The organism is Actinacidiphila sp. bgisy145, assembly GCF_057708125.1.
The window spans coordinates 23550-46369 of sequence record NZ_JBYIRL010000030.1 but is presented as its reverse complement, the minus strand read 5'-3'; the positions used below and the strand labels follow the sequence as shown (position 1 = coordinate 46369).

At 73.3% G+C, this 22820-nt stretch carries 22 protein-coding genes; 16 read left to right on the top strand and 6 right to left on the bottom strand.

Annotation, left to right across the window (positions count from 1 at the left end; translation table 11 throughout):
* Positions 1–15 precede the first annotated feature (15 nt).
* From AC3ERT_RS25320 to AC3ERT_RS25310, 3 genes are all read left to right on the top strand, one after another.
* Complete coding sequence (locus AC3ERT_RS25320) at positions 16–378, top strand: DsrE family protein (protein WP_335981239.1); 363 nt, start codon at positions 16–18, stop codon at positions 376–378.
* 60 nt (positions 379–438) lie between these two features.
* Positions 439–1143, top strand: a complete 705-nt coding sequence (locus tag AC3ERT_RS25315; RefSeq protein ID WP_435132636.1) for an alpha/beta fold hydrolase — start codon at positions 439–441, stop codon at positions 1141–1143.
* Between the two features lie 130 nt (positions 1144–1273).
* Entirely contained in the window at positions 1274–1621 is a 348-nt protein-coding gene (locus AC3ERT_RS25310; protein ID WP_335981236.1) for a DUF3099 domain-containing protein, read from the top strand.
* 139 nt (positions 1622–1760) lie between these two features.
* On the opposite strand, the gene AC3ERT_RS25305 is transcribed toward AC3ERT_RS25310, so the two are convergent.
* The 6 genes from AC3ERT_RS25305 to AC3ERT_RS25280 all read right to left on the bottom strand — a co-directional run bounded on the left by AC3ERT_RS25305 (position 1761) and on the right by AC3ERT_RS25280 (position 6992).
* A complete protein-coding gene (locus AC3ERT_RS25305; RefSeq protein WP_069466740.1) occupies positions 1761–2051 on the bottom strand; it encodes a DUF1416 domain-containing protein in 291 nt (96 codons plus the stop codon).
* Positions 2052–2081: 30 nt separating this feature from the next.
* The gene (locus AC3ERT_RS25300) at positions 2082–2918 is read right to left on the bottom strand and encodes a sulfurtransferase (protein WP_335981234.1); all 837 of its coding nucleotides are present in this window, start codon (positions 2916–2918) and stop codon (positions 2082–2084) included.
* A 421-nt stretch (positions 2919–3339) separates the two neighbouring features.
* Entirely contained in the window at positions 3340–4047 is a 708-nt protein-coding gene (locus tag AC3ERT_RS25295; RefSeq protein ID WP_435176960.1) for an LmeA family phospholipid-binding protein, read from the bottom strand.
* A 111-nt stretch (positions 4048–4158) separates the two neighbouring features.
* On the bottom strand, positions 4159–5844 hold the full coding sequence (locus tag AC3ERT_RS25290; protein ID WP_435176958.1) for a hypothetical protein: 1686 nt from the start codon (positions 5842–5844) through the stop codon (positions 4159–4161).
* 1 nt (position 5845) lies between these two features.
* The gene (locus tag AC3ERT_RS25285; protein WP_335981231.1) at positions 5846–6130 is read right to left on the bottom strand and encodes a MoaD/ThiS family protein; all 285 of its coding nucleotides are present in this window, start codon (positions 6128–6130) and stop codon (positions 5846–5848) included.
* A gap of 52 nt (positions 6131–6182) precedes the next feature.
* Positions 6183–6992: an alpha/beta hydrolase family protein gene (locus tag AC3ERT_RS25280; protein ID WP_335981230.1), complete on the bottom strand. Its 810-nt coding sequence runs from the start codon at positions 6990–6992 to the stop codon at positions 6183–6185.
* A gap of 195 nt (positions 6993–7187) precedes the next feature.
* On the opposite strand from AC3ERT_RS25280, the gene AC3ERT_RS25275 reads away from it, so the two are divergent.
* The 13 genes from AC3ERT_RS25275 (at position 7188) to pstA (ending at position 22804) form a co-directional block, all read left to right on the top strand.
* A complete protein-coding gene (locus AC3ERT_RS25275; protein WP_335981229.1) occupies positions 7188–7979 on the top strand; it encodes a response regulator transcription factor in 792 nt (263 codons plus the stop codon).
* A gap of 44 nt (positions 7980–8023) precedes the next feature.
* Complete coding sequence (locus tag AC3ERT_RS25270) at positions 8024–9046, top strand: LacI family DNA-binding transcriptional regulator (RefSeq protein WP_335981400.1); 1023 nt, start codon at positions 8024–8026, stop codon at positions 9044–9046.
* 191 nt (positions 9047–9237) lie between these two features.
* Positions 9238–10512, top strand: coding sequence for a S1C family serine protease (locus AC3ERT_RS25265; RefSeq protein WP_435176956.1), 1275 nt, complete (start codon positions 9238–9240; stop codon positions 10510–10512).
* A gap of 121 nt (positions 10513–10633) precedes the next feature.
* Entirely contained in the window at positions 10634–11377 is a 744-nt protein-coding gene (locus AC3ERT_RS25260; RefSeq protein ID WP_335981226.1) for a response regulator transcription factor, read from the top strand.
* Positions 11374–12825: a sensor histidine kinase gene (locus AC3ERT_RS25255; protein ID WP_435176953.1), complete on the top strand. Its 1452-nt coding sequence runs from the start codon at positions 11374–11376 to the stop codon at positions 12823–12825. The genes AC3ERT_RS25260 and AC3ERT_RS25255 overlap by 4 nt, the downstream gene beginning before the upstream one ends.
* A gap of 124 nt (positions 12826–12949) precedes the next feature.
* Complete coding sequence (locus AC3ERT_RS25250; protein ID WP_335981224.1) at positions 12950–14146, top strand: MFS transporter; 1197 nt, start codon at positions 12950–12952, stop codon at positions 14144–14146.
* Entirely contained in the window at positions 14143–15072 is a 930-nt protein-coding gene (gene mshD / locus AC3ERT_RS25245; protein ID WP_435176951.1) for a mycothiol synthase, read from the top strand. Before AC3ERT_RS25250 ends, mshD begins: the two co-directional genes overlap by 4 nt.
* Before the next feature lie 155 nt (positions 15073–15227).
* On the top strand, positions 15228–17591 hold the full coding sequence (locus tag AC3ERT_RS25240) for an RNA degradosome polyphosphate kinase (protein WP_435177042.1): 2364 nt from the start codon (positions 15228–15230) through the stop codon (positions 17589–17591).
* Between the two features lie 64 nt (positions 17592–17655).
* The gene (locus AC3ERT_RS25235; RefSeq protein WP_435176949.1) at positions 17656–18726 is read left to right on the top strand and encodes a CHAD domain-containing protein; all 1071 of its coding nucleotides are present in this window, start codon (positions 17656–17658) and stop codon (positions 18724–18726) included.
* The gene (locus AC3ERT_RS25230; protein ID WP_435132609.1) at positions 18714–19142 is read left to right on the top strand and encodes an NUDIX hydrolase; all 429 of its coding nucleotides are present in this window, start codon (positions 18714–18716) and stop codon (positions 19140–19142) included. The genes AC3ERT_RS25235 and AC3ERT_RS25230 overlap by 13 nt, the downstream gene beginning before the upstream one ends.
* 342 nt (positions 19143–19484) lie before the next feature.
* Complete coding sequence (pstS, locus tag AC3ERT_RS25225) at positions 19485–20630, top strand: phosphate ABC transporter substrate-binding protein PstS (RefSeq protein ID WP_335981218.1); 1146 nt, start codon at positions 19485–19487, stop codon at positions 20628–20630.
* A gap of 108 nt (positions 20631–20738) precedes the next feature.
* Positions 20739–21725 (top strand): phosphate ABC transporter permease subunit PstC, encoded by a 987-nt coding sequence (gene pstC, locus AC3ERT_RS25220; RefSeq protein ID WP_435176947.1) that lies wholly within the window; start codon positions 20739–20741, stop codon positions 21723–21725.
* On the top strand, positions 21722–22804 hold the full coding sequence (gene pstA / locus AC3ERT_RS25215; protein ID WP_335981216.1) for a phosphate ABC transporter permease PstA: 1083 nt from the start codon (positions 21722–21724) through the stop codon (positions 22802–22804). The genes pstC and pstA overlap by 4 nt, the downstream gene beginning before the upstream one ends.
* Positions 22805–22820: the final 16 nt, after the last annotated feature.

Below are 22820 nucleotides of genomic sequence, written 5' to 3'. Positions count from 1 at the left end.
GCTTAGGGTGCTCGTATGACGAATAAAGTCGTGATCAAGGTGACGGCCGGTGCGGACGCGCCCGAGCGGTGCTCGCAGGCGTTCACCGTGGCCGCGGTCGCGGTGGCCAGCGGGGTGGACGTGTCGCTCTGGCTGACCGGCGAGTCCGCGTGGTTCGCCCTGCCGGGCCGGGCCGCGGAGTTCGAACTCCCGCACTCCGCGCCGCTGCCCGACCTGCTCGACGCGCTGCTGGCCGGCGGCCAGGTCACGCTGTGCACGCAGTGCGCGGCCCGCCGCGACATCACCGAGCGCGACGTCATCGACGGTGTACGGATCGCCGGTGCGCAGGTCTTCGTCAGCGAGATCACCAAGGACGGCGTCCAGGCGCTCGTCTACTGATCCGGTGCTCCGGCGCCGCTGCCGGGCGGCGTTGTCAGACCCCCGGGCTACGGTGCGGGCATGACGGAATTCGTACTCGTGCCGGGCGCCTGGCTCGGTTCTTCGGTGTGGGACAAGGTCGCGGAGCGGCTGCGGGCGGCGGGCTGCGGCGCCCATCCGGTGACGCTCTCCGGGGTCGCCGAGCGCCGCGGTGAGGGGCCCGCCGGAGCGCAGGCCCACGTCCGTGACGTCGTCGACGCGGTCGAGAAGGCCGGGCTGCGGGACGTGGTGCTGGTCGGGCACAGCTACTCGGGCATCCCGGTCGGCCAGGCGGCGGGCCTGATCGGGGACCGCCTGGCGCGGGTGGTCTACGTGGACGCGAGTGTGCCGGTGGACGGCGGGTCGTTCGTGACGAGCTTCCCCGGTGCCGGCGAGGTGGCGGAGGCCGTCGCGGCGAACGCCGGGTGGTGGGCGCCGCCGGGCCCCGAGGAGTTCGACGGCCAGGGGCTCGATCCCGAGCAGATCGCCCGGCTGCTGGCGGGCGCCACGCCCCACCCGGGCGCGAGCCTCACCGAACCGGCGGCCCTGGCCCGCCCGCTGGAGAGCATGCCGACGACCTATGTGAAGTGCCTGCTGGACTGGCCGGAGCCGACCGGCGCCGCCGCGGAACTGCTCGCCGCGGACTGCTGGGAGCTGGTCGAGATGGACACCGGGCACTGGCCGATGTTCTCCCGGCCGGACGAGCTGGCGCGGGTGCTGCTCACCGCGGCCGGCCACACGGGCTGAGCGGCGGCCCGCCGACACGCCGGACGGGGGGTGCGGCGGGCCCCAGCAGCCCCGGGGCCAGGTCCGGAAGGCGGTCCGCGGACCGGTCCCGACGGGTGCCATTCGGGGGTCCCGGTCGTACGGTTGAAGTGTGTACGCGCGACGTCGTCACTGGTACTTCGCCATGATGGGCACTTGCGTGGTGCTCTTCGTCCTGGCGTGGTCGGTCGTGCGCCTGTGGTCGGTCCAGGCGGCGATCGGAATGTGCCTGTTCGCGATGTTCATCCCGCCGGTCGCGGCGATCGTCGCGAACCGGAAGGGCCCGGAGGACCGGTGGTGGGACGAGAAGGACGGCCCCGGTCCGAAGAAGGCGGAACGCAAGGCCGAGGAGGCCGCCCCGGAGCCGGAACGGCGCAAGCGCGGAAGTTGCGGCGACCCGCAGTCGGACGCCTGGTGGGCGGAGTTGGACGAGCCCAACCGCAGGCACCGCCGCGACTGAACCTTCCTCGGCGCCCACCGCGCCACGGCCGCACCCCGACATACGGACGGCGCTCTGGCATACGGACGGGCCGCACCCCCTTGCGCGGGGTGCGGCCCGTCCGGCTCTCGGTGAGACCGGGCCGTGCGCGGCGCCGGCCTCAGACGGCGATGGCGACCTCTGCCGCGGCGCCCTGCTGGGCCACCACCGTGCGGTCGACCGTGGCGCCCGGCACGAGGGCGCGCAGGGTCCAGGTGCCGGGGGCGGCGAAGAAGCGGAACTGCCCGGTGGCCGAGGTCGGCACCTCCGCAGTGAACTCGCCGCCGCCGTCCAGCAGCCGGACGTAACCGCTGACCGGCTCGCCGTCGCGGGTGACGGACCCCTGGATGATCGTCTCGTTCGCCACGTCAACTCCTGCCAGGTCCGGGCCGCCGGCCTTCGCTCCACACATAAGGTTCAGTCCTCGCCTTGTCGGGTCGGGTCAGTTCGAGCCGAGCTCGATCGGCACCCCGACCAGGGAGCCGTACTCGGTCCAGGAGCCGTCGTAGTTCTTCACGTTGTCCACGCCGAGGAGCTCGTGCAGCACGAACCAGGTGAGCGCGGAGCGCTCGCCGATCCGGCAGTAGGCGATGGTGTCCTTGGCGAGGTCGACCTGCTCGTCGGCGTAGAGCTCCTTCAGCTCGTCGTCCGACTTGAAGGTGCCGTCGTCGTTGGCGTTCTTCGACCACGGGATGTTGCGGGCGCTCGGCACGTGGCCGGGGCGCTGCGACTGCTCCTGCGGCAGGTGCGCGGGGGCGAGCAGCTTGCCGGAGAACTCGTCGGGCGAGCGCACGTCGACCAGGTTCTGGGCGCCGATCGCGGCCACCACGTCGTCGCGGAAGGCGCGGATCGAGGTGTCCTGGGCCTTGGCCTTGTACTCGGTGGCGGCGCGGGTGGGGACCTCGCTGACCAGCTCGCGGGCGTCCAGCTCCCACTTCTTGCGGCCGCCGTCGAGCAGCTTGACCGCGTCGTGGCCGTAGAGCTTGAAGTACCAGTAGGCGTAGGACGCGAACCAGTTGTTGTTGCCGCCGTAGAGCACCACGGTGTCGTCGTTGGCGATGCCCTTGGCCGACAGCAGCGCCTCGAAGCCGGCCTGGTCGACGAAGTCGCGGCGGACCGGGTCCTGGAGGTCGGTCTTCCAGTCGATGCGGACCGCGTTCTTGATGTGGTTCTTCTCGTAGGCGGACGTGTCCTCGTCCACCTCGACGATGACCACCTTGGGGTCGTCGATGTGGGCCTCGACCCAGTCGGCGTCCACCAGGACGTCACTGCGGCTCATGCTGATCTCCTCCGGGGCAGTACGGAATGTGCGGTGGCGCGGTCGGGTGCGTCGCGGCGCGCGGGCACGCCGGGGTGCCTTGCGGCAGGTGGGGAGGGCGGGCGGGCCGCTCGCACCGGGCCGGGACGGCCGCGGCGGCGCGGCGGGAGGGCGCCCTCAGGAAAGTCGACAGAGCATGGCGGCAACGCGGCACAGGTCCACTGCCCGCCGCTTCGTGAGGTCCGCCTGTCGCTTCATGAGTCCCGATCGTAGGGAAATGAACCGTGAAGTGTCACCGGTGTATCGGATGGCGAGACGAGATGGTCCGCATGGCGATACGCTTACCGGCCGCCACCCGCACGTTACCCCTCCCGTGGCCCTCCCAAACGGCCGCCGGCCGACCGCGGTGGACCCGGCGCCGGAAGCGGTGGACGCCGATGTCTCAGCCCGCGAGAACGACGCTCTTCCCGCCGAACGTGACGGTGATGCCGTCCGGACCGGTGCGGACCGTGCTCAGCCCCAGCCCCGTCGGCAGGTGGGTCAGCTCCGGGGTGAAGTCGATCTGGTCGCGCAGCTTCTCCTCCAGGCCGAGCGCGGTGAACGCCTTGGGCAGCCCCTCGGCGTGCAGCCGGATCGTGTTGGGGGCGGCGCCGGAGGACGCGCTCACCACGCTGACCTTGCTGAGCACGCTGAGGTGGGTGCCGAGGTAGGAGCCGGTGATCCGGACGGTGTCCGTGGCGCCGCCGCCCGGGTAGGAGACGGTGATCCCGGCGGGCGCGGCCTTCGTCAGCTCGGCGTAGTCGATCCGCGCGGTGCCGGTGGCCCGGTCCGCGGTGGCCCGGCTGTAGCCGTTGGAGAGCTTCACGTCGTACAGGTCGGCGTGGAAGTCCTCGACCTGGACGCTCCGGCCGCCGCTGGTCGCCGCGACGCCGTCGGCGCTGACCGTCACGTGGTCCAGCTTGCGGGAGAGGGCCTGGGTGAGGAACGGGAAGCCCTTGATCCCCACCTTCGGCTTCTCGGTCAGGCCCTCGGAGGACTGGGCCTGCTGGGCGGCCTTGTTCTGGGCCACGTACACGGCAACCCGGTCCAGCCCGACGAAGACCACGCCCAGGACCAGGACGACGATCAGGGTTATTCGCGCCGCGCGCATGGGTTCTCCCCGGCTGTTGACCGTTCTACCGTTCGACTCGCTCGCAACGCCTGACGGGCGGCGGGGCCCGAACGGTTCCCGCCGGGCAGGTCATTTATCTCACCGGAACGATCAGGACAGGGCGGCGCCCAGCACGTAGACCACCGGGGCGGCCGCGGTCAGCGGCAGCGCGACGCCCGCGGTGAAGTGCACGAACCGGGACGGCCAGTCGTAGCTGGCCACCCGCAGGCCGATCAGCGCGCAGGCGCCGGCGGCGGCGGCGAGCAGCACCGCGTGGCCGCTGCCGAAGCCCGTGGCCGGCCCGGTGAGCGCGCCGGTGGCGGCGGCCACCACGAGCGCGGCGGCCAGCGACACCGGCTCGCCGCCCGGAAGCCGCAGCGCGCGCACCAACGTGGCGGCGGCCACCGCGACGGTGCCGGCCACGACCGGGTCGGTGCCCGCGTGCGAGGTGGCGGTCAGCAGGTAGCCGCCCGCGACCACGGTGAGCAGGGTGGACGCGGAGGTCGCGGTGAGCGACGCGAGGCGTTCGTCGGCCGAGCCGTGGTGGCGCAGTTGGAGGACCAGGACGAACAGCAGCCACACCCCGAGGGTGCCCAGCAGCGCGACCGGGCCGTGGCCGCCGCTGACCGCGAGCACCGCGATGTCCACGGTGACACCGGACAGGAACGCCAGCACGATGCCCTGCCGGGCCGGCCACATGCCGTTGAGCCGGAACCAGCCCGCCGCGGTCACCGCCTGGAGCAGCACCAGCAGCACCGCGAGGGCGGGCTTGCCGACGGCCGCCCCGCCCGCGAGCAGCAGGCCGAGGGCCGCGGTCAGCCCGGCGGGCTGGATGCCGGGCGGGATGATCGGCGAGCCGGTCCGGTGCGCCGGCGCGGCCGGTTCGGCCTCGACGACGGGCAGCGCGGCGGTGCGCTCCAGTTCGGGTTCCGCATCGGCATCGGCGTCAGGGCCGGGAACGGGGCCGGGGCCGGCCGGCGCGGCGGCGTACCCGGCCTGCGGGGCGCCCGCCTGCTGGTATCCGGCCTGCTGGTATCCAGCCGCCGCGTATCCGGCGTCCTGCGCGTACCCGGCGGGCACGTCCGGCGCGTGGCGCGGGGCCGGCGCGGGCTTGCGCCCGCCCGCCGGGCCGTAGTCGGCGTCCTGGCCGGGCGCGTATCCGGGGGCGCCCTCGGGCGTGGTGCCCCAGGCGGGCGCGGCGGCGGGGGCGGCCGCCCAGGGGTCGGCGGCGGGTTGCCCGGAATGCACCTGGCCGCTGATGACCTGCCCCTCCCACACCCCGCCGGGTTCGGCCGCCCCGGGTTGCGCGCCCGGCGGCGGCTGCGCGGCCATGGGCTCGGGTACGTAGGCCCCGCCCGGACCTGCGGCCGGACCCGCGCCCGCACCGTAGGGTGCGCCGCCGTACGGCAGCCCGCCTTGGCCGTAGCCGCTGCCGGTCGGCGCGTATCCGCCGGGGACGTGCCCGCCGGCACCGTAGGCGCCCTGCCCGTATCCCGGCTGCTCGTACCCGGACGACTCGTACCCGGTCTGCTCGTATCCCGGCTGCCCGTACCCGGACTGCCCGTGCCCCGGCTGCTCGTAGCCGCCCTGGCCGCCGTACCCGGCCTGCGGGTACGCCTCCTGGGCGGGGCCGCCGCCGGACCAGCCGCCGGGGGCCGGGGGCGGGGCGCCGTACGGCTGCCCGCCCTGGCCGTAGCCGCTGCCAGGCGCGCCGTCGGCCGGGGCGGGCGGGAAGCCGGGCTCGCCGGGCGCGGCAGGGGCGCCGTAGGGCTGGTCGGAACTGTGGAAGTCGCTCATCTCATCCTCCCGCGAACGGCGGAAGGACCTCCACCGTGCCGCCGTCTGGCAGGGGGACCGAGGCGTGGTCGCGGGTGCCCACGGGCGCGCCGTCGACCAGGAAGGAGCAGCGCAGCAGGACCCGGGCGAACTCCGGGTCGGCGGCGTGGCGGGCGCGGGCCGCGGCCAGCGCGTCGGCGAGGGTCGCCGCGCGGTACGGCTCCTCCGCCGTGCCCGCGGCGGACTTCGCCGCCGCCCAGTAGCGGATCGTGCCCGCCGCGGGCGCCGCCGTGTCAGGTCCTGCCATCGCTCCGTCCTCGGGTCAGTGCGTGGTGCGCCTCCATCATGGCGGGTCGGCGTCAGCTCGCGGGAAAGCGGGCGGTCAGCCAGTCGCCGATCCGGTCCAGCAGTTCCGGCGCCGCCGCGTTCTCCGCGTGGCCGAAGCCGGGCTCGATCCACAGCTCCGCGCCGCCGGGCCCGGCCGCCTCGGCGAGCGAGCGGGGGTGGTCGAGCGGGAAGTACGCGTCCCGGTCGCCGTGCACCACCAGCAGCGGCACCGGCGGGATCAGCGGCACCGCCTGCACCGGGGACAGCGGCACCGGGTCCCAGTCGCGGGTGTGGATGCGGGTGCGCAGCCCGTACCGGGAGACCAGCCGCCCCACCGGGCGGGTCACCGCCCAGTGCACCCGCCGCATCGGCGGGGTGCCGCGGTAGTACCAGCGGGCCGGCGAGCTGACCGACACCACCGCGTCCACGCCGAAGAGCGCGGCGTGCCGCAGCACGATCGAACCGCCCATGGAGAACCCGACGGTGGCCACGTCCGGGTAGCCCAGCCGCCGCGCCCAGGCCACCGCCGCCTCCAGGTCGAGCACCTCCCGGTCGCCGACCGTGGAGCGGCCGCCGGAGCCGCCGTGGCCGCGGAAGGAGAGGCTGACCACCCCGCCGTACGACGCGAGCCGCCGTGCCGCGCGGCGCAGCGCGGGCCGGTCCAGGGCGCCGGTGAAGCCGTGCGCGACCACGATCGCGAGGCGGCCGGAACCCGCCGGTGCGGGCAGGTGCTCGGCCTCGATCGGTACGCCGTCCGACGTCAACAGCACCTCCCGGTGGCCACCCGAAGTGATCACCGGAACACACGAAAGGCTGTCACCGCTCTCGGCAGGGCTGTCCATGTGGGCTATTCTTCCCTGGAAGAGGACCTGGGCAATGTCGCCCCCGGGTCCTTTCGTGCTTTCCGGCACTCGATGGCGCCTCGCGGGAAACGAGGAGGGTTCGGTTTTGAGACAGGTCACGGGACGTGTCCCGGCACCGCCCGCCCCACCCGCGGCCGCGCAGCGGGGCCGGACGACGACCTACGGGAGCGCCCGGTGAGTTCTCTCCTGCTTCTGACCAACGCCCTTCAACCCTCGACCGAAGTGCTGCCCGCACTCGGCCTGCTGCTGCACAGCGTGCGCGTGGCGCCCGCCGAGGGCCCGGCTCTGGTCGACACCCCCGGTGCCGACGTGATCCTGATCGACGGCCGGCGGGACCTCCCGCAGGTCCGCAGCCTGTGCCAGCTGCTGCGCTCCACCGGCCCGGGCTGTCCGCTGGTGCTGGTGGTCACCGAGGGCGGCCTCGCCGCCGTCACCGCCGACTGGGGCATCGACGACGTGCTGCTCGACACCGCCGGCCCCGCGGAGGTCGAGGCGCGGCTGCGGCTGGCGATGGGCCGCCAGCAGATCGGCAGCGACGACAGCCCGATGGAGATCCGCAACGGCGACCTGTCGGTCGACGAGGCGACGTACAGCGCGAAGCTCAAGGGCCGGGTGCTCGACCTGACCTTCAAGGAGTTCGAGCTGCTGAAGTACCTGGCGCAGCACCCGGGCCGGGTCTTCACCCGCGCCCAGCTCCTCCAGGAGGTGTGGGGCTACGACTACTTCGGCGGGACCCGCACGGTGGACGTGCACGTGCGGCGGCTGCGGGCCAAACTCGGCGTGGAGCACGAGTCGTTGATCGGCACCGTGCGCAATGTCGGCTACCGCTTCGTCACGCCGGAGAAGCCCGAGAAGGGCGAGAAGGGCGACCGGGCGGAGACGGCGGACCGGGCGGACGAGCGGGCCGAGCCGCCCGCCGCCGACCACCGGGTGGACAGCCGCAGTTCGGCTGAGCACACCGTCTGAGACTTTTATATGACGCCACCTTGGACACGCGTAGACTGCGCGACGTGCCCAAGGTGACGCGTGACGATGTGGCCAGGCTGGCAGGGACCTCGACCGCGGTCGTCAGCTACGTCATCAACAACGGACCCCGGCCGGTGGCCCCGGCCACCCGCGAGCGGGTGCTCGCTGCCATCAAACAGCTCGGCTACCGGCCGGACCGGGTCGCGCAGGCGATGGCCAGCCGCCGTACCGACCTGATCGGCCTGATCGTCCCGGACGCGCGCCAGCCGTTCTTCGCGGAGATGGCGCACGCGGTGGAACAGGCCGCGTCCGAGCGCGGCAAGATGGTGCTGGTCGGCAACTCCGACTACCTCGACGAGCGCGAGGTGCACTACCTGCGGGCGTTCCTCGGCATGCGGGTGTCGGGGCTGATCCTGATCAGCCAGGGCCCCAGCGAAAACGCCGCCATAGAGATCGACGCGTGGGACGCCCGGGTGGTGCTGCTGCACGAGCGGCCCGAGGCGATCGACGACATCGCGGTGGTCACCGACGACATCGGGGGCGCGCAGCTGGCCACCCGGCACCTGCTGGAGCACGGCCACGACTACGTCGCCTGCCTGGGCGGCACCGAGGTCACCCCGGAGGTCGGCGACCCGGTCACCGACCACGTGGTGGGCTGGCGGCGGGCCATGGCCGAGGCCGGCAAGAGCACCGAGGGCCGCCTGTTCCAGGCGCCCTACAACCGCTACGACGCCTACCGGGTCGCGCTCGACCTGCTCGCCGGGCCGGACCGGCCGCCGGCGATCTTCTGCGCGACCGACGACCAGGCGATCGGTGTGCTGCGGGCGGCCCGCGAACTGCGCATCGAGGTACCCGGGGAGCTGGCGGTGGCCGGCTTCGACGACGTCAAGGAAGCCGCGCTCGCCGACCCGCCGCTGACCACGGTCGCCTCCGACCGGCAGGCGATGGCCCGCGCCGCGGTGGACGCGGTGCTCGACGACGCGCTGCGGGTGCCCGGCTCGCGCCGCGAGCGGGTCCGGCAGTTCCCGTCCCGGCTGGTCGTGCGGGGTTCGTGCGGCTGCGCCTGAGTGCGGCGCGGGCACCGGCCAACAGCCTCTGCCGCGGCCGGAGTCGGGTTCGTACGGCGGGCCCGGTGAGGGCCGGATAAAGGCCGCGCCACCGGGGCGGCGATCTTCCTTACATCGGGCATACCTACTTCTGCCGGGCTTCTCAGCGTGCACTCAGCAAGCTCTCATGAAGCGGGCTCAGAGTCATAGACATGACCAGCGAGAGCCGCAACGGCGGCGAACCCCAGTACCCGCACGACGCGCAGCTTCCGCTCCAGTCCGACCCGCAGGCGCCGTACAGCGAGCCGCCGACCCACACGGCCCCGCCGGCGCAGCAGCAGTCGTACGCCGGGAGCGGTTACCAGGACCCGTACGCCGGTGGTCAGGACCCGTACACCACCGGGGACGCCGGGCACACCGTGATCCAGGGCTCGGTCGTGCCCGCCTCGGCGCCGGAGACCGCGACCGGCGGCGCCGGCCACTACGGCGGCATCGGGGGCTACCCCCCGCCGCCCGCCTACCAGGCCGGCTACGCGGCCGTGGGCGCCTCGCCGGTGCCGCGCCGGCGCCGCCGGATGAGCCGGCCCTTCGCGCTCGCCGCGGCGGTGGCGCTGGCCGCGGGCGTCGTCGGCGGCGGCGCCGGCGCGCTGATCGGCCACGCCACCGACCACTCGGGCAACAGCGTGGTCTCCGCCGCCGCGGTCAACGCCGCGGCCGTGGACGGCACCGTGTCCGGGGTCTACAAGGCGGTCAACCCCAGCGTCGTGGAGATCACCGCGACCCTCAGCGACGGCACCTCGACCGGCGCGGGCGTCATCATCACCTCCAACGGCCAGATCGTCACCAACAATCACGTGATCTCCGGCGCCCAGAGCATCTCGATCACCTACAGCAACGGCAAGACCGCCTCCGCCTCGGTCGTCGGCGCCGACGCGAAGAAGGACCTCGCGCTGATCAAGGTGAACGGCGCCAGCGGGCTGCCCGCGGCGATCCTCGGCGACTCCTCCGCGGTCGCGGTCGGCGACCAGGTGGTGGCGATCGGCTCGCCCGAGGGCCTGAGCGACACCGTGACCAGCGGCATCGTCTCCGCGCTCAACCGCGAGGTGACCGTGCCGGTGGAGGAGAGCCAGGGCCAGAGCAGCCAGGGCCAGCAGGGCTACGGCGGCGGCAGCAGCGGCAGCGGCGGGGGCAGCGACCAGTGGCCGTTCTCCTTCGGCGGCAACCAGTACAACGGCAGCACCGGCAGCTCCACCACCACCTACAAGGCGCTCCAGACCGACGCCTCGCTCAACCCGGGCAACTCCGGGGGCGCGCTGATCAACATGAGCGGGCAGATCGTCGGGATCAACTCGGCGATGTACTCCAGCTCCTCCGACAGCAGCTCGTCCTCCTCGAGCGCCGGCAGCGTGGGCCTGGGCTTCGCCATCCCGATCAACACCGTCAAGGCCGACCTGTCCTACCTGCGCAGCGGCGGGGACAGCAGCTGAGCCGGGACGCGTCCCGGACCGCCGGCCGTCCCCCGGCGGCCCGGGGCGCGGACCTTCCGGGAAAGCGCGGCGGACGTGCGAGGCTGGGGACATCACCGACGGGTCATGAGGTAGGGAACGGATGAGCAACGGGGACAGCGCCGAAGCGCCCGCACGGGTGCTGATCGTGGACGACGAGCCGGCCGTACGGGAGGCGCTGCGCCGCAGCCTGGCCTTCGAGGGGTACGACACCGCGCTCGCCGCCGACGGCCTCGCCGCGCTGGAGCAGGCGGACAGCTACCGCCCGGACGCGATCGTGCTGGACGTGCTGATGCCGCGGATGGACGGCCTGACCACCGCCCGGCGGCTGCGGTCCACCGGTGTGACCACGCCGATCCTGATGCTCACCGCGCGCGACACCGTCGGCGACCGGGTCACCGGTCTGGACGCGGGCGCCGACGACTACCTGGTCAAGCCGTTCGAGCTGGACGAGCTGCTGGCCCGGCTGCGCGCCCTGCTGCGGCGCAGCTCGTACGCCGGTGCGCAGGGCCCGGCCGACGACTCGGCCGCCCACGCGCTCGCCTTCGCCGACCTGCGGATGGACACCGCCACCCGCGAGGTCACCCGGGCCGGGCAGCCGGTGGAGCTGACCCGCACCGAGTACACACTGCTGGAGCTGTTCCTCACCCACCCGCGCCAGGTCCTCACCCGGGAGCAGATCCTCAAGTCGGTGTGGGGCTTCGACTTCGAGCCGTCCTCCAACTCGCTCGACGTGTACGTGATGTACCTGCGGCGCAAGACCGAGGCCGGCGGCATGCCGCGGCTGGTGCACACCGTGCGGGGCGTCGGCTACGTGCTGCGCGCCCCCGACGGCGGGCACGCGTGAACCGCCTCCCCCTGCGCTCCCGGCTCACCATCCTGACGGCGGCCGCGGTCCTCGTCGCGGTGGCGCTGGCCGCGCTGGCCTGCTGGCTGATCACGCGCAACGAACTCAGCTCCCAGCTGGACAAGTCCCTCAGCCAGGGGCTGGAGGACGCCAAGCAGCAGCTCCAGCGGGCCAGCCGGCTCGGATCAGGATCGTTCACCTGCCAGTCGCAGGCGCCGGACAACGGGCAGTACAACATCAACCCGTCGAGCGTGTCCGCCCAGATCGTGCTGCCCGACGGCAAGACCTGCCTGATCTCCGGCAGCAAGACGTTCACCACCACCTCGGCCGACCGCTCGGTGGCGGTCATCGGCCCGCAGCAGGTCTCGGTGACGCACACCGTGCACAGCCACGGCACCGCGCTGCGGGTCTACACGGTGAGCACCAACGCCGTACTGACCGTGCAGGGCCCGCCGCAGCCGATCGCGCTGTCCGTGGCGCGCCCGCTCAGCGTGGTCAGCGACCCGCTCACCACGCTGGCGTGGGTGCTGCTCGCCGTCACCGGGATCGGCGCGGTCGGCGCGGCCAGCGCCGGGCTGCTGATCGCGCAGACCGGGCTGCGGCCGGTGGACGACCTCACGCAGACCGTGGAGCACATCGCGCGCACCGAGGACCTGAACGTCCGCATCCCGGTCGACGGGCAGGACGAGATCGCCCGGCTGTCCGCGTCGTTCAACTCGATGACGGCCGCGCTGGCCTCCTCCCGGGACCGGCAGCAGCAGCTGATCGCGGACGCCGGGCACGAGCTGCGGACCCCGCTGACCAGCCTGCGCACCAACATCGAGCTGCTGGAGCGGAGCGAGGCGACCGGGCGGGCGCTGCCGCCGGAGGACCGCCGGGCGCTGCTGGCATCGGTGAAGGCGCAGATGACGGAGCTGGCCTCGCTCATCGGCGACCTCCAGGAGCTGTCCCGGCCGGACAGCGGGCCGACGCTGAAGGTGGTCGCGCTGCACGAGGTGACGCAGACCGCGCTGGCCCGGGCGCGGCTGCGCGGACCCGACCTGAAGATCATCGCCGACGTGGCGCCGTGGTACGTCCGCTCGGAGGCGGCTGCGCTGGAGCGGGCGATCGTGAACCTGATGGACAACGCGGTGAAGTTCTCCCCGCCCGGCGGCGAGATCGACGTGCGGCTGCGGGACGGGCTGCTGACGGTGCGGGACCACGGCCCCGGCATCCCGGCGGAGGAGCTGCCGCACGTGTTCGAGCGGTTCTGGCGGTCGCCGTCGGCTCGGTCGCTGCCGGGCAGCGGGCTGGGCCTGTCGATCGTGGCGCGCACCGCGCAGCAGGCCGGCGGCGAGGTGTCGCTGTCCCCGGCGACGGGTGGCGGCACGCTTGCGGCGCTGCGGCTGCCGGGCGCGCCGATCGAACCGCCGGAGCTGCCGCCGGGCGCGACACAGGCGGAGGCGTAGGCCGGGCATAGACGGGCGCAGACGGGCGCAGCGGCCGCATCCGTCTCACATAACGAAACGCTCTGTCTCACTCCTCGGCCGAGACGACATAGTTGGGTGCACCACCTACCAAGGAGGTGCACCCATGCGCCGCTGGCTGATGCTGGCCCTGGGAACCGCGGCCCAGACGGCCGCCTGCGCGTTCGTGTACGGCATCCCGTACCTCGCCGACATGCTGCGCAAGCAGGAGCACCTCTCGCTCACCGAGGTCGGGCTGCTCGTCGCGGCGCCCACCACCGGGCTGGTCCTGGCCCTGTACCTGTGGGGCGCGGCGGCCGACCGCTGGGGCGAGCGGGTGGTGATCGCCTGCGGCCTGGGCCTGGCGGCGGGCAGCCTGGCACTGGCCGCGTGGGTCGCGCACGGCATGCTCGCGCTCGGGCTGCTGCTGGTGCTGGCCGGCGCCGCGGGCGCCTCCGTGTACTCCGCCAGCGGCCGGCTGGTGATGGGCTGGTTCGCCGCGCGGGAGCGCGGCCTGGCCATGGGCATCCGGCAGACGTCCACGCCGCTGGGCATGGGCGTGGCCGCGCTGGCGATGCCGCCGCTGTCCGACGCGCACGGCCTGCCCGGCGCCATCGGGTTCCTCGCCCTCGCCTGCGGGGCGATCGCCGTCCTGATCGCGCTGTTCGCCGCGGACCCCGCGCGCACCGCGAAGGAGGCGGCCGGCCCCGCGCCGAACCCGTACCGCGGCTCGAACGTGCTGTGGCGCATCCACGGCTCGGCCGCGCTGCTGGTGATCCCGCAGTTCACCGCCGGGGCGTTCGCGCTGGTCCTGCTCGTCGACGTACGCGGCTGGTCGTCGGTGCACGCCGGGCAGCTCATCGCCGGCGCGCAGGGGCTGGGCGCGCTCGCCCGCATCCTGGTCGGGCGCTGGTCCGACGCGGTCGGCGAGCGGCTGCGCCCGATGCGGCAGCTCGCCGTCCTCACCGCCGCGGTGATCGGCGCCACCGCGCTGACCACGGCCTTCCCGTCGCCGCTGACCCCGGCACTGCTGGTGGTCGCGATCGGCATCTCGGCCAGCACCAACGGCCTGTCCTTCACCTCCACCGCCGAGCGGGCCGGACCGGCCTGGTCCGGCCGGGCGCTGGGCGTGCACAACACCGGGCAGAACCTGACCGCCGCCGTGGTGCCCCCGGCGATGGCCGCGCTGATCTCGGCGACCTCCTACTGGCCGGGCTTCGTGCTGGCCGCCGCGACCGCCTGCGCCTCGGCGGCGATCATCCCGGTACGGCGGCAGGTGGCGCCCGAGGACGGGACGGAGCGGAGCCGTACGATCACCGCATGACCGACCGCCGTATCGAGACCTTCACCGACCTGCCCGCCGGCGCCGCCCAGGCCGTCTTCGACCTGATCGCGGCGGCCGCCGCGGAGGACGGCCAGCCGGCCGTCTCCGAGCAGGGCCGACTGCACCTGCGCAACGCCGGCCGGCCCGGCGTGCGGCACCTGCTGCTGTGGACGCCGGGGCCGGACGGCGGCGGGGCGCAGGAGCTGACCGGGTACGGGCAGATCGACGGCACCGACCCGGTGGAGGCGCCTGCCGCGGAGTTCCTGGTGCACCCCCGGCGCCGCTCGCGGGGCCACGGCCAGGCGCTGGCCGCGGAGCTGCTGGCCGCCACCGGCCGGCGGCTGCGGGTGTGGGCGCACGGCGGCCACCCGGCCGCCCGGCACCTGGCCCGGCAGCTGGGCCTGCGGCTCTTCCGCGAGCTGCGGCAGATGCGCCGCCCGCTCGACCCGGAGCTGACCGGGCTGCCCGAGCCGCGGCTGCCGGAGGGGGTCGAGGTGCGCACCTTCGTGCCCGGCCAGGACGAGGCGGCCTGGCTCGCGGTCAACGCGGCGGCCTTCGCCCACCACCCCGAGCAGGGCGGGATCACCCGGGCCGACCTGGACGACCGGATCGCCGAGCCCTGGTTCGACCCGGCCGGCTTCTTCCTCGCCTTCCGCGGCCCTACCCCGGTCGGCTTCCACTGGACCAAGGTGCACCGGCCGGAGGGGCTCGGCGAGGTCTACGTGGTCGGGGTCGCCCCGGACGAGCAGGGCAGCGGCCTCGGCCGGGCGCTCACCGCGATCGGGCTGCGGCACCTGGCGCGCGAGCGCGGACTGGGCACCGCGATGCTCTACGTCGACGCCGACAACGCCCCCGCCGTCGCCGTCTACGAGCGCCTCGGCTTCACCACCCACGAAACCGACCTGATGTACCGCACCGAGGAATGACCCGGAAAGCGGCGGGCCGTCCGGGGGGCCGGGGCACCCTCGCTGGAAGCACCCCGCTTGCCTGACGGCAACGCTCTCTTTACCGGTCATTCAACCGCGCTTGCGAACATCGCCGGGTGCAGCACGCTGCCCCGACCCCCACTCCCCCGCCCGACCTGCCGGAACCCGCAGGTACACGGGACAATGGAGCGACGGCCGTCGGCCGCCGCACGGGGGCCGCCGATGTGGCGGATGTGCCGGAACCGGAGGAGGGCGCGCAACCCATGGCCCAGACAAATCACCCGAATGTACCCGCGCAGGCCGCCCAGGCCGCGCCGAGCAGCACCGGGCACACCGCGAACGGCACCGATTTCAGCACCCCCGACGGCACCTTCCGCCCGCGCGTCGTCCCCGACCTCGACCCCGAGCCGCCCAGCCTCGCCGCGGCCGGCGAGGAGTTCGGCGAGGAGCTGCCGCAGGGCCGCTTCCTGGACCGCGAGCGCAGCTGGCTGGCGTTCAACGAACGGGTCCTCGAACTCGCCGAGGACCCGACCACCCCGCTGCTGGAGCGGGCGAACTTCCTGGCGATATTCGCCAGCAACCTCGACGAGTTCTTCATGGTCCGCGTGGCCGGCCTCAAGCGCCGCATGGCCACCGGGGTCGCCACCCGCTCCGCGTCGGGCCTCCAGCCGCGCGACGTGCTGGACCTGATCCTGACCCGCTCGCGCGAGCTCATGGCCCGGCACGCCGCCTGCTTCCAGAACGACGTCGGCCCGCAGCTCGCCGACGAGGGCATCCACGTCATCCGCTGGGGCGACCTCACCGGCCAGGAGCAGGCCCGGCTGGCCACGCTCTTCCGCAAGCAGATCTTCCCGGTGCTGACCCCGCTGGCGGTCGACCCGGCGCACCCCTTCCCGTACATCTCCGGCCTGTCGCTGAACCTCGCGGTGGTGGTGCGCAACCCGGTCTCCGGGCACGAGCACTTCGCCCGGGTGAAGGTGCCGCCGATCCTGTCCCGGCTGCTGGAGGCGAGCCCGCAGCGGTACGTCCCGCTGGAGGACGTGATCGCCGCCCACCTCGACGAGCTGTTCCCGGGCATGGAGGTGCTGGACCACCACATGTTCCGGGTCACCCGCAACGAGGACCTGGAGGTCGAGGAGGACGACGCGGAGAACCTCCTCCAGGCGCTGGAGAAGGAGCTGATGCGGCGCCGCTTCGGGCCCCCGGTCCGGCTGGAGGTCGAGGAGTCGATCGCCCCGCGCGTGCTCGATCTGCTCGTGCACGAGCTGAAGATGAAGCACACCGAGGTCTACCCGCTGCCCGGCCCGCTCGACCTGACCGGCCTGTTCGCGATCGCCGCGCTGGACCGCGAGGAGCTGAAGTTCCCGCCGTACGTCGCCGGCACCCACCGCGACCTCGCGGAGGTCGAGTCGGCCACGCCGCCGGACATCTTCGCCGCGATGCGCGAGCGGGACATCCTGCTGCACCACCCGTACGACTCGTTCTCCACCTCGGTGCAGTCCTTCCTCGACCAGGCCGCCGCCGACCCCGACGTGCTGGCCATCAAGCAGACCCTCTACCGCACCTCCGGCGACTCGCCGATCGTGGACGCGCTGATCGACGCGGCCGAGGCGGGCAAGCAGGTGCTGGTGCTGGTCGAGATCAAGGCGCGCTTCGACGAGCAGGCCAACATCAAGTGGGCCCGCAAGCTGGAGGAGGCCGGCTGCCACGTCGTCTACGGCCTGGTCGGCCTCAAGACGCACTGCAAGCTGTCGCTGGTGGTCCGCCAGGAAGGCGACACCCTGCGCCGCTACAGCCACGTCGGCACCGGCAACTACCACCCGAAGACCGCGCGGCTCTACGAGGACCTGGGCCTGCTCACCGCCGACCCCAAGGTCGGCGCCGACCTGTCCCACCTGTTCAACCGGCTGTCGGGGTACTCGCGCCGCGAGACGTACAACCGGCTGCTGGTCGCCCCGCGCAGCCTGCGCGACGGCCTGATCCAGCGCATCCTCGCCGAGATCGGCCACCACCGTGCCGGGCGCCCGGCCTCCGTGCGGATCAAGGTCAACTCGATCGTCGACGAAGTGGTGGTCGACGCGCTCTACCGCGCCTCCCAGGCCGGTGTGCCGGTCGACATCTGGGTCCGGGGCATCTGCGCGGTCAGACCGGGAGTGCCGGGCCTGTCGGAGAACATCCGGGTGCGCAGCGTGCTGGGCCGGTTCCTGGAACACTCCCGGGTCTTCGTCTTCGGCAACGGCGGCGAGCCGGAGGTGTGGATCGGCAGCGCCGACATGATGCACCGCAACCTCGACCGCCGGATCGAGGCGCTGGTCCGGGTCACCGACCCGGTCCACCGCGCCACCCTCGACGGACTGCTGGAGACCGGGATGTCGGACGCGACCTCGTCCTGGCACCTGGCGGCCGACGGCGACTGGACCCGGCACAGCACCGACTCCGAGGGCCGTCCGCTGCGCAACGTCCAGGAAATGCTCATCGACGCCCGGAGGCGCCGGCGTGGCCCGTCAGCAGCAACATAGCAACCTGCTCGCACAGCAGATCCCCGGTCGACCGGGCGACGGCACGGACACGGGGAGCGGCACGGTGGGCGTCAGCACGGGGCTCGACGACGGGAACGCGGGCGAGGCCCTGTCGTCCTACCTGCGCACGCAGGCGACCGCGTTCCTGCGCGGGCTCGGCCTGCGCGGCGACGACGAGGACACCGCGGACGCGCTGCTGCGCGGCAGCGCCCGGCGGATCGCCGGTGTGCTGCACACCTACGGCGTGCTGACCGACCCCGCGTGGGCCGAGCCGATGCGCACCGAGCTGGGCTGGCTCGGCGCCACCCTCGGCCGTGAGCCGCAGTACGCGGTGCGGCTGGGACGGCTGCTGGACGCGCTGCGCCGGCTGTCGGTGCTCGCCCCGGCCGAGGAGGCGCTGCCCGCCGCGGTGGCGCTCCCCCAGGGCGCCGACGGCGGCGCCGGTGCGGAGCCGGCCGGCGGCGCGCGCCGGTCCGCCGGCGCGGCGGTCGCCGCGCGCGGCACCGTGCCGGCCCAGTCCGCGGGGCCGCTGGCGGTCGGGGCGGCGCGGGCCGCCGCGCTGCTGGAGCGGCAGCTCACCCTGGCCCGTACCCGGGCGCACTCGGCGACCTTGCAGGCGATGGGCTCGGCGCGCTTCCACGCGCTGGCCGACTCCATCGCGCTGCTCGCCTCCGAGGTGCCGCTGACCGCGCGGGCCGCCGAGCCCGCCGACCAGGTGCTGCCGCCGCTGGCCGGGCAGGCGCACACCCGGCTCGCCGAGGCGGCCGGCACGCTGCCCCTGCGCCGGGCCGGGCACCCGTACAACGCCGAGGCGGTGCAGGCCGCGCTCGGCGCCGACCTCACCGCCGACCTCCAGGACGCGCCCTGGCACCAGGTGCGCATACTGCTGCGGCTGAGCCGGTACGCCGCCGAGGTGCCCGGGGCCGGCGGCCACGGCGACCCGCGGCTGGCCGAGGCCGCGCTGGTCCTCCAACGGCACCACGAGGCCGCCGAGTCGGCCGCCGCGGTCGCCGCCGCGGCCCGCACCCCCCGGATCGCCCCGGCGACCGCCTACGCGCTGGGTGTGCTCCACGCCGACCAGCGGCACGAAGTGGAGGCCGCCCGGTTCGCCTTCTCCCGGCTGTGGCAGTCGTGAGCACCACGGTGCAGGCGGCGGGCACCGTGCTGTGGCGGCACGCCGCACACGGCGCCGGGGTCGAGATCGCACTCGTCCACCGGCCCCGGTACGACGACTGGAGCCTGCCCAAGGGCAAGCTGAAGCGCGGCGAGGACCACGCGGCCGCCGCGGTGCGCGAGACCCTCGAGGAGACCGGTGTGGCGTGCGTGCTCGGCACGCCGCTGCCCGCGTCGTACTACTGGACCGCCGGGCGCCCCAAGGAGGTCCGCTACTGGGCCGCCCAGGCGCCCTCCGCCGCCACCGCGCCGCCCTTCTCGCCCAACGACGAGGTCGACCGCATCGCCTGGCTGCCCCCCGACGCGGCCCGCCGGCGCCTCACCCACGACCGCGACCGCGCGCTGATCGCCGCCCTCCTGAACGCCCTCCAGGGCTGACCCACCAGGCCCCCTCAGGCCCCCGTCCGCGGCCCCCGAACACCCGCCGGGCCACGCGCGTAGACCCCTGCTCCCGGGCGCCCCGCCGCGGCGCGGCCGAGGCGTGCCCAGGTCACCCGCTCCCCGTTCGCCCCACCTGGCACCTGGGGGCTCGGCCTGCTCAGAGGGCCACCACACCGACGGACGAGGTTCACCTCGCGTTCACCCTCCCCCGTCGGTCGCTTCATCTGATCTCCCTAATTTCGGCCTTACCGGTGAGCAGCACTCGCGCCGGGTGGATGCAGAAAACCAAACCCTGTGCTTCGCCGTCCACCGGCGGGCTTTTGGAAGGAACACACGAAGGTGAAGCTTCAGCGTAAGACCGGAATGCGGGCCCTGACCGTCGGCGCGGCGGCGATTACCGGCGCGCTGGTCCTGACCGCCTGCGGTTCGGACAACAACGACAGCAGCAGCTCCTCGTCGTCGAGCAGCAGCTCGTCCAGCTCGTCCGCCGCGTCGTCGATCTCCTGCGCCAAGGGCCAGATCCTGTCCTCCGGTTCCACCGCGCAGCAGAACGCGATGGAAGCCTGGGTGAAGAACTACCAGCAGGCGTGTTCCGGCGCGACGATCAACTACAAGGCGTCGTCGTCCGGTCAGGGCGTCATCGACTTCAACCAGGGCACCGACGCCTTCGCCGGTTCCGACTCCCCGCTCGCCGCCGACGAGATCACCTCGTCGAAGAAGGTGTGCACCAGCGGCGAGGGCATCGACCTCCCGATGGTCGGCGGCCCGATCGCCATCGGCTACAACCTGCCCGGTGTGAGCAACCTCGTGCTGGACGCCCCGACCCTGGCGAAGATCTTCAACAGCAAGATCACCACCTGGAACGACCCGGCGATCAAGAAGCTCAACCCGAGCGCCAACCTGCCGAGCACCAAGATCCAGAGCTTCCACCGCCAGGACGACTCCGGCACCACCGACAACCTCACCAAGTACCTCGGTGGCGCGGCCAAGGCCGACTGGCCCTACCCGCACGCCAAGGCGTGGGCGGGCAAGGGCGGCCAGGCCGTCGCCCAGTCCTCCGGTGTGGCCTCGCAGGTCAAGCAGACCGAGGGCGCGATCGGCTACTTCGAGCTGTCCTACGCGACCGCCGACCAGATCCCGACCGTCAAGATCGCCACCGGCGCCTCGCAGCCGGTCGAGGCCACCAGCGCCAACGCCTCCGCGGGCATCGCGCAGGCCAAGGTCGTCGGCACCGGCTCCGACCTGGCCCTCGACCTGAGCGCCGCGTACACCACCAAGGCGGACAACGCCTACCCGATCGTCCTGGTGACGTACGAGATCGCCTGCGACAAGGGCAACAAGTCCGACACCCTGCCGCTGACGAAGTCCTTCCTGAACTACATCGCCAGCGCCGACGGCCAGGGCCAGCTGGCGAGCGCCGGCTACGCCCCGCTGCCGGACACCATCGCCACGAAGGTCCGCTCCGCCATCTCCGCCCTGTCCTGATCCAGGGCGGCGGGCCCCGCGGTCGGCACGACCACCGCGGGGCCCGCCGCACATCCGGTGCACCGCCGCCGGGGGAGCCACCTCCCCCACCCCAGACCGGAGTTCCCCATGACAACCACCGCACCGCCCCCCGCCGCCCCGCCGCCGCCCAGCAGCACGAAGACCGTCACCCGCCCGGGCGACCGGGTCTTCGCCGGGCTCTCCCGCGGCTCGGGCATCTTCGTCCTCGTCATCATGGGCGCCATCGCGCTCTTCCTGACCGTCCGCGCGGTCAACGCCATCTCCAAGGACCACGCGAACTTCTTCACCACCTTCGAGTGGAACGCCGCGCTGACGCCGCCGAAGTTCGGCATCGCGGTCCTCGCCTACGGCACCGTGGTCAGCGCGGTGATCGCCATGGCCATCGCCGTGCCCATCGCGGTCGGCATCGCGCTGTTCATCACGCACTACGCGCCGCGCCGGCTCGGCGACGTGATCGCGTACGTGATCGACCTGCTCGCCGCGGTGCCCAGCATCATCTACGGCCTGTGGGGCGCGCTCTTCCTGGTGCCGCACCTGCGCGGCCTGAACCTGTGGCTCAACCACTACCTGGGCTGGACGGTCATCTTCCACAAGGACGACCCGAACTCCACCCCGCGCTCGCTGTTCACGGTGGGCATCCTGCTGGCGATCATGATCCTGCCGATCATCACCAACGTCAGCCGCGAGGTCATCCGGCAGGTGCCTAAGATGCACGAGGAGGCGGCACTCGCGCTCGGCGCGACCCGCTGGGAGGTCATCCGCATGTCGGTGCTCCCCTTCGCCCGCTCCGGCATCATCTCCGCCTCGATGCTCGGCCTGGGCCGCGCGCTCGGCGAGACCATGGCGGTGGCCACCGTGCTGTCCGCGTCGCCGACGCTCAGCGCCCACCTGCTGGACCCGGCCGGCGGCACCTTCTCCCAGAACATCGTCGCCAAGTTCGGTGAGGCCACCGAGTACGGCCGGGACGCGCTGATCGCGTCCGGCCTGGTGCTGTTCGTCATCACGCTCCTGGTCAACGGAGCCGCCCGGCTGATCATCGCCCGGCGCAAGGAGTACTCGGGGGCCAACGCATGACCGAGACCGCTGTCGACGCGACGTCGTCCGCCGCCGTGCCCGCGACCAGGCACCTGGCGACCCGGCGGCTGCCGCGCTGGACCCCGCCCGCGATCGCGGTCGGCTCGATCGTGGTGGCCGTGGCCATCGGCGCCGGGGCCGGCCTGGACAGCCACATCCAGTGGGGCCTGATCGCCCTGCTGCTCTTCGTGGTCGGGTCGTACGTGATCACCGCCCAGGTCGAGGGCCGCCGCCAGGCCAAGGACCGGGTGGCCACCAGCCTGGTCTGGTCCGCGTTCATCCTCGCCGTGCTGCCGCTGTACTCGCTGATCGAGACGACGATCAAGCAGGGCGCCGGTGTGATCGACGGCACGTTCCTGACGCACTCGATGAAGAACGTGCTCACCATCCAGCCCGGCGGCGGCATCTACCACGCCATCATCGGCACCGTGGAGCAGGTCGCGATCGCCGCGGCCATCGCCGCCCCGCTGGGCATCCTCACCGCGGTCTACCTGGTCGAGTACGGCCGGGGCCTGCTCGCCAAGGTGGTCACCTTCTTCGTCGACGTGATGACCGGCATCCCGTCGATCGTGGCGGGCCTGTTCATCCTGTCGCTGTGGTTCATCGCCTTCGACAAGGCGCCGCAGTCCGGCTTCGCCGGCTCGCTGGCACTGGCCATCCTGATGACGCCGATCGTGGTCCGCTCCACCGAGGAGATGCTCAAGCTCGTTCCCAACGAGCTGCGCGAGGCCTCCTACGCGCTGGGCGTGCCGAAGTGGCGGACCATCACCAAGGTGGTCGTCCCCACCGCGATCGGCGGCATCACCACCGGCGTGATGCTGGCCCTCTCCCGGATCGCCGGCGAGAGCGCCCCGGTCGCCCTGCTGATCTACGGCGCCCAGTACATCAACAACAACCCCTTCAAGGGCCCGCAGGAATCGCTGCCGTTCTACATCTACCAGCAGTACGTGGACGGCAACCCCGCGAGCTACGCCCGCGCCTGGGGCGCGGCCCTGGTCCTGATCGCCTTCGTGATGATTTTGAACCTCGTGGCCCGGCTCATCGCGCGCTGGAAGGCGCCGAAGCACTCAGGTCGCTGACGCGGCCATCAGCAGA

What these genes read in the sequence shown, in the direction of transcription:
- AC3ERT_RS25320 (WP_335981239.1), top strand. Translation starts at nt 16, where the DNA reads ATGACGAATAAAGTCGTGATCAAGGTGACGGCCGGTGCGGACGCGCCC.
- AC3ERT_RS25315 (WP_435132636.1), top strand. Translation starts at nt 439, where the DNA reads ATGACGGAATTCGTACTCGTGCCGGGCGCCTGGCTCGGTTCTTCGGTG.
- AC3ERT_RS25305 (WP_069466740.1), bottom strand. Translation starts at nt 2,051, where the DNA reads ATGTGTGGAGCGAAGGCCGGCGGCCCGGACCTGGCAGGAGTTGACGTG.
- AC3ERT_RS25300 (WP_335981234.1), bottom strand. Translation starts at nt 2,918, where the DNA reads ATGAGCCGCAGTGACGTCCTGGTGGACGCCGACTGGGTCGAGGCCCAC.
- AC3ERT_RS25295 (WP_435176960.1), bottom strand. Translation starts at nt 4,047, where the DNA reads ATGCGCGCGGCGCGAATAACCCTGATCGTCGTCCTGGTCCTGGGCGTG.
- AC3ERT_RS25290 (WP_435176958.1), bottom strand. Translation starts at nt 5,844, where the DNA reads ATGAGCGACTTCCACAGTTCCGACCAGCCCTACGGCGCCCCTGCCGCG.
- AC3ERT_RS25285 (WP_335981231.1), bottom strand. Translation starts at nt 6,130, where the DNA reads ATGGCAGGACCTGACACGGCGGCGCCCGCGGCGGGCACGATCCGCTAC.
- AC3ERT_RS25280 (WP_335981230.1), bottom strand. Translation starts at nt 6,992, where the DNA reads ATGGACAGCCCTGCCGAGAGCGGTGACAGCCTTTCGTGTGTTCCGGTG.
- AC3ERT_RS25265 (WP_435176956.1), top strand. Translation starts at nt 9,238, where the DNA reads ATGACCAGCGAGAGCCGCAACGGCGGCGAACCCCAGTACCCGCACGAC.
- AC3ERT_RS25260 (WP_335981226.1), top strand. Translation starts at nt 10,634, where the DNA reads ATGAGCAACGGGGACAGCGCCGAAGCGCCCGCACGGGTGCTGATCGTG.
- AC3ERT_RS25250 (WP_335981224.1), top strand. Translation starts at nt 12,950, where the DNA reads ATGCGCCGCTGGCTGATGCTGGCCCTGGGAACCGCGGCCCAGACGGCC.
- mshD (WP_435176951.1), top strand. Translation starts at nt 14,143, where the DNA reads ATGACCGACCGCCGTATCGAGACCTTCACCGACCTGCCCGCCGGCGCC.
- pstC (WP_435176947.1), top strand. Translation starts at nt 20,739, where the DNA reads ATGACAACCACCGCACCGCCCCCCGCCGCCCCGCCGCCGCCCAGCAGC.
- pstA (WP_335981216.1), top strand. Translation starts at nt 21,722, where the DNA reads ATGACCGAGACCGCTGTCGACGCGACGTCGTCCGCCGCCGTGCCCGCG.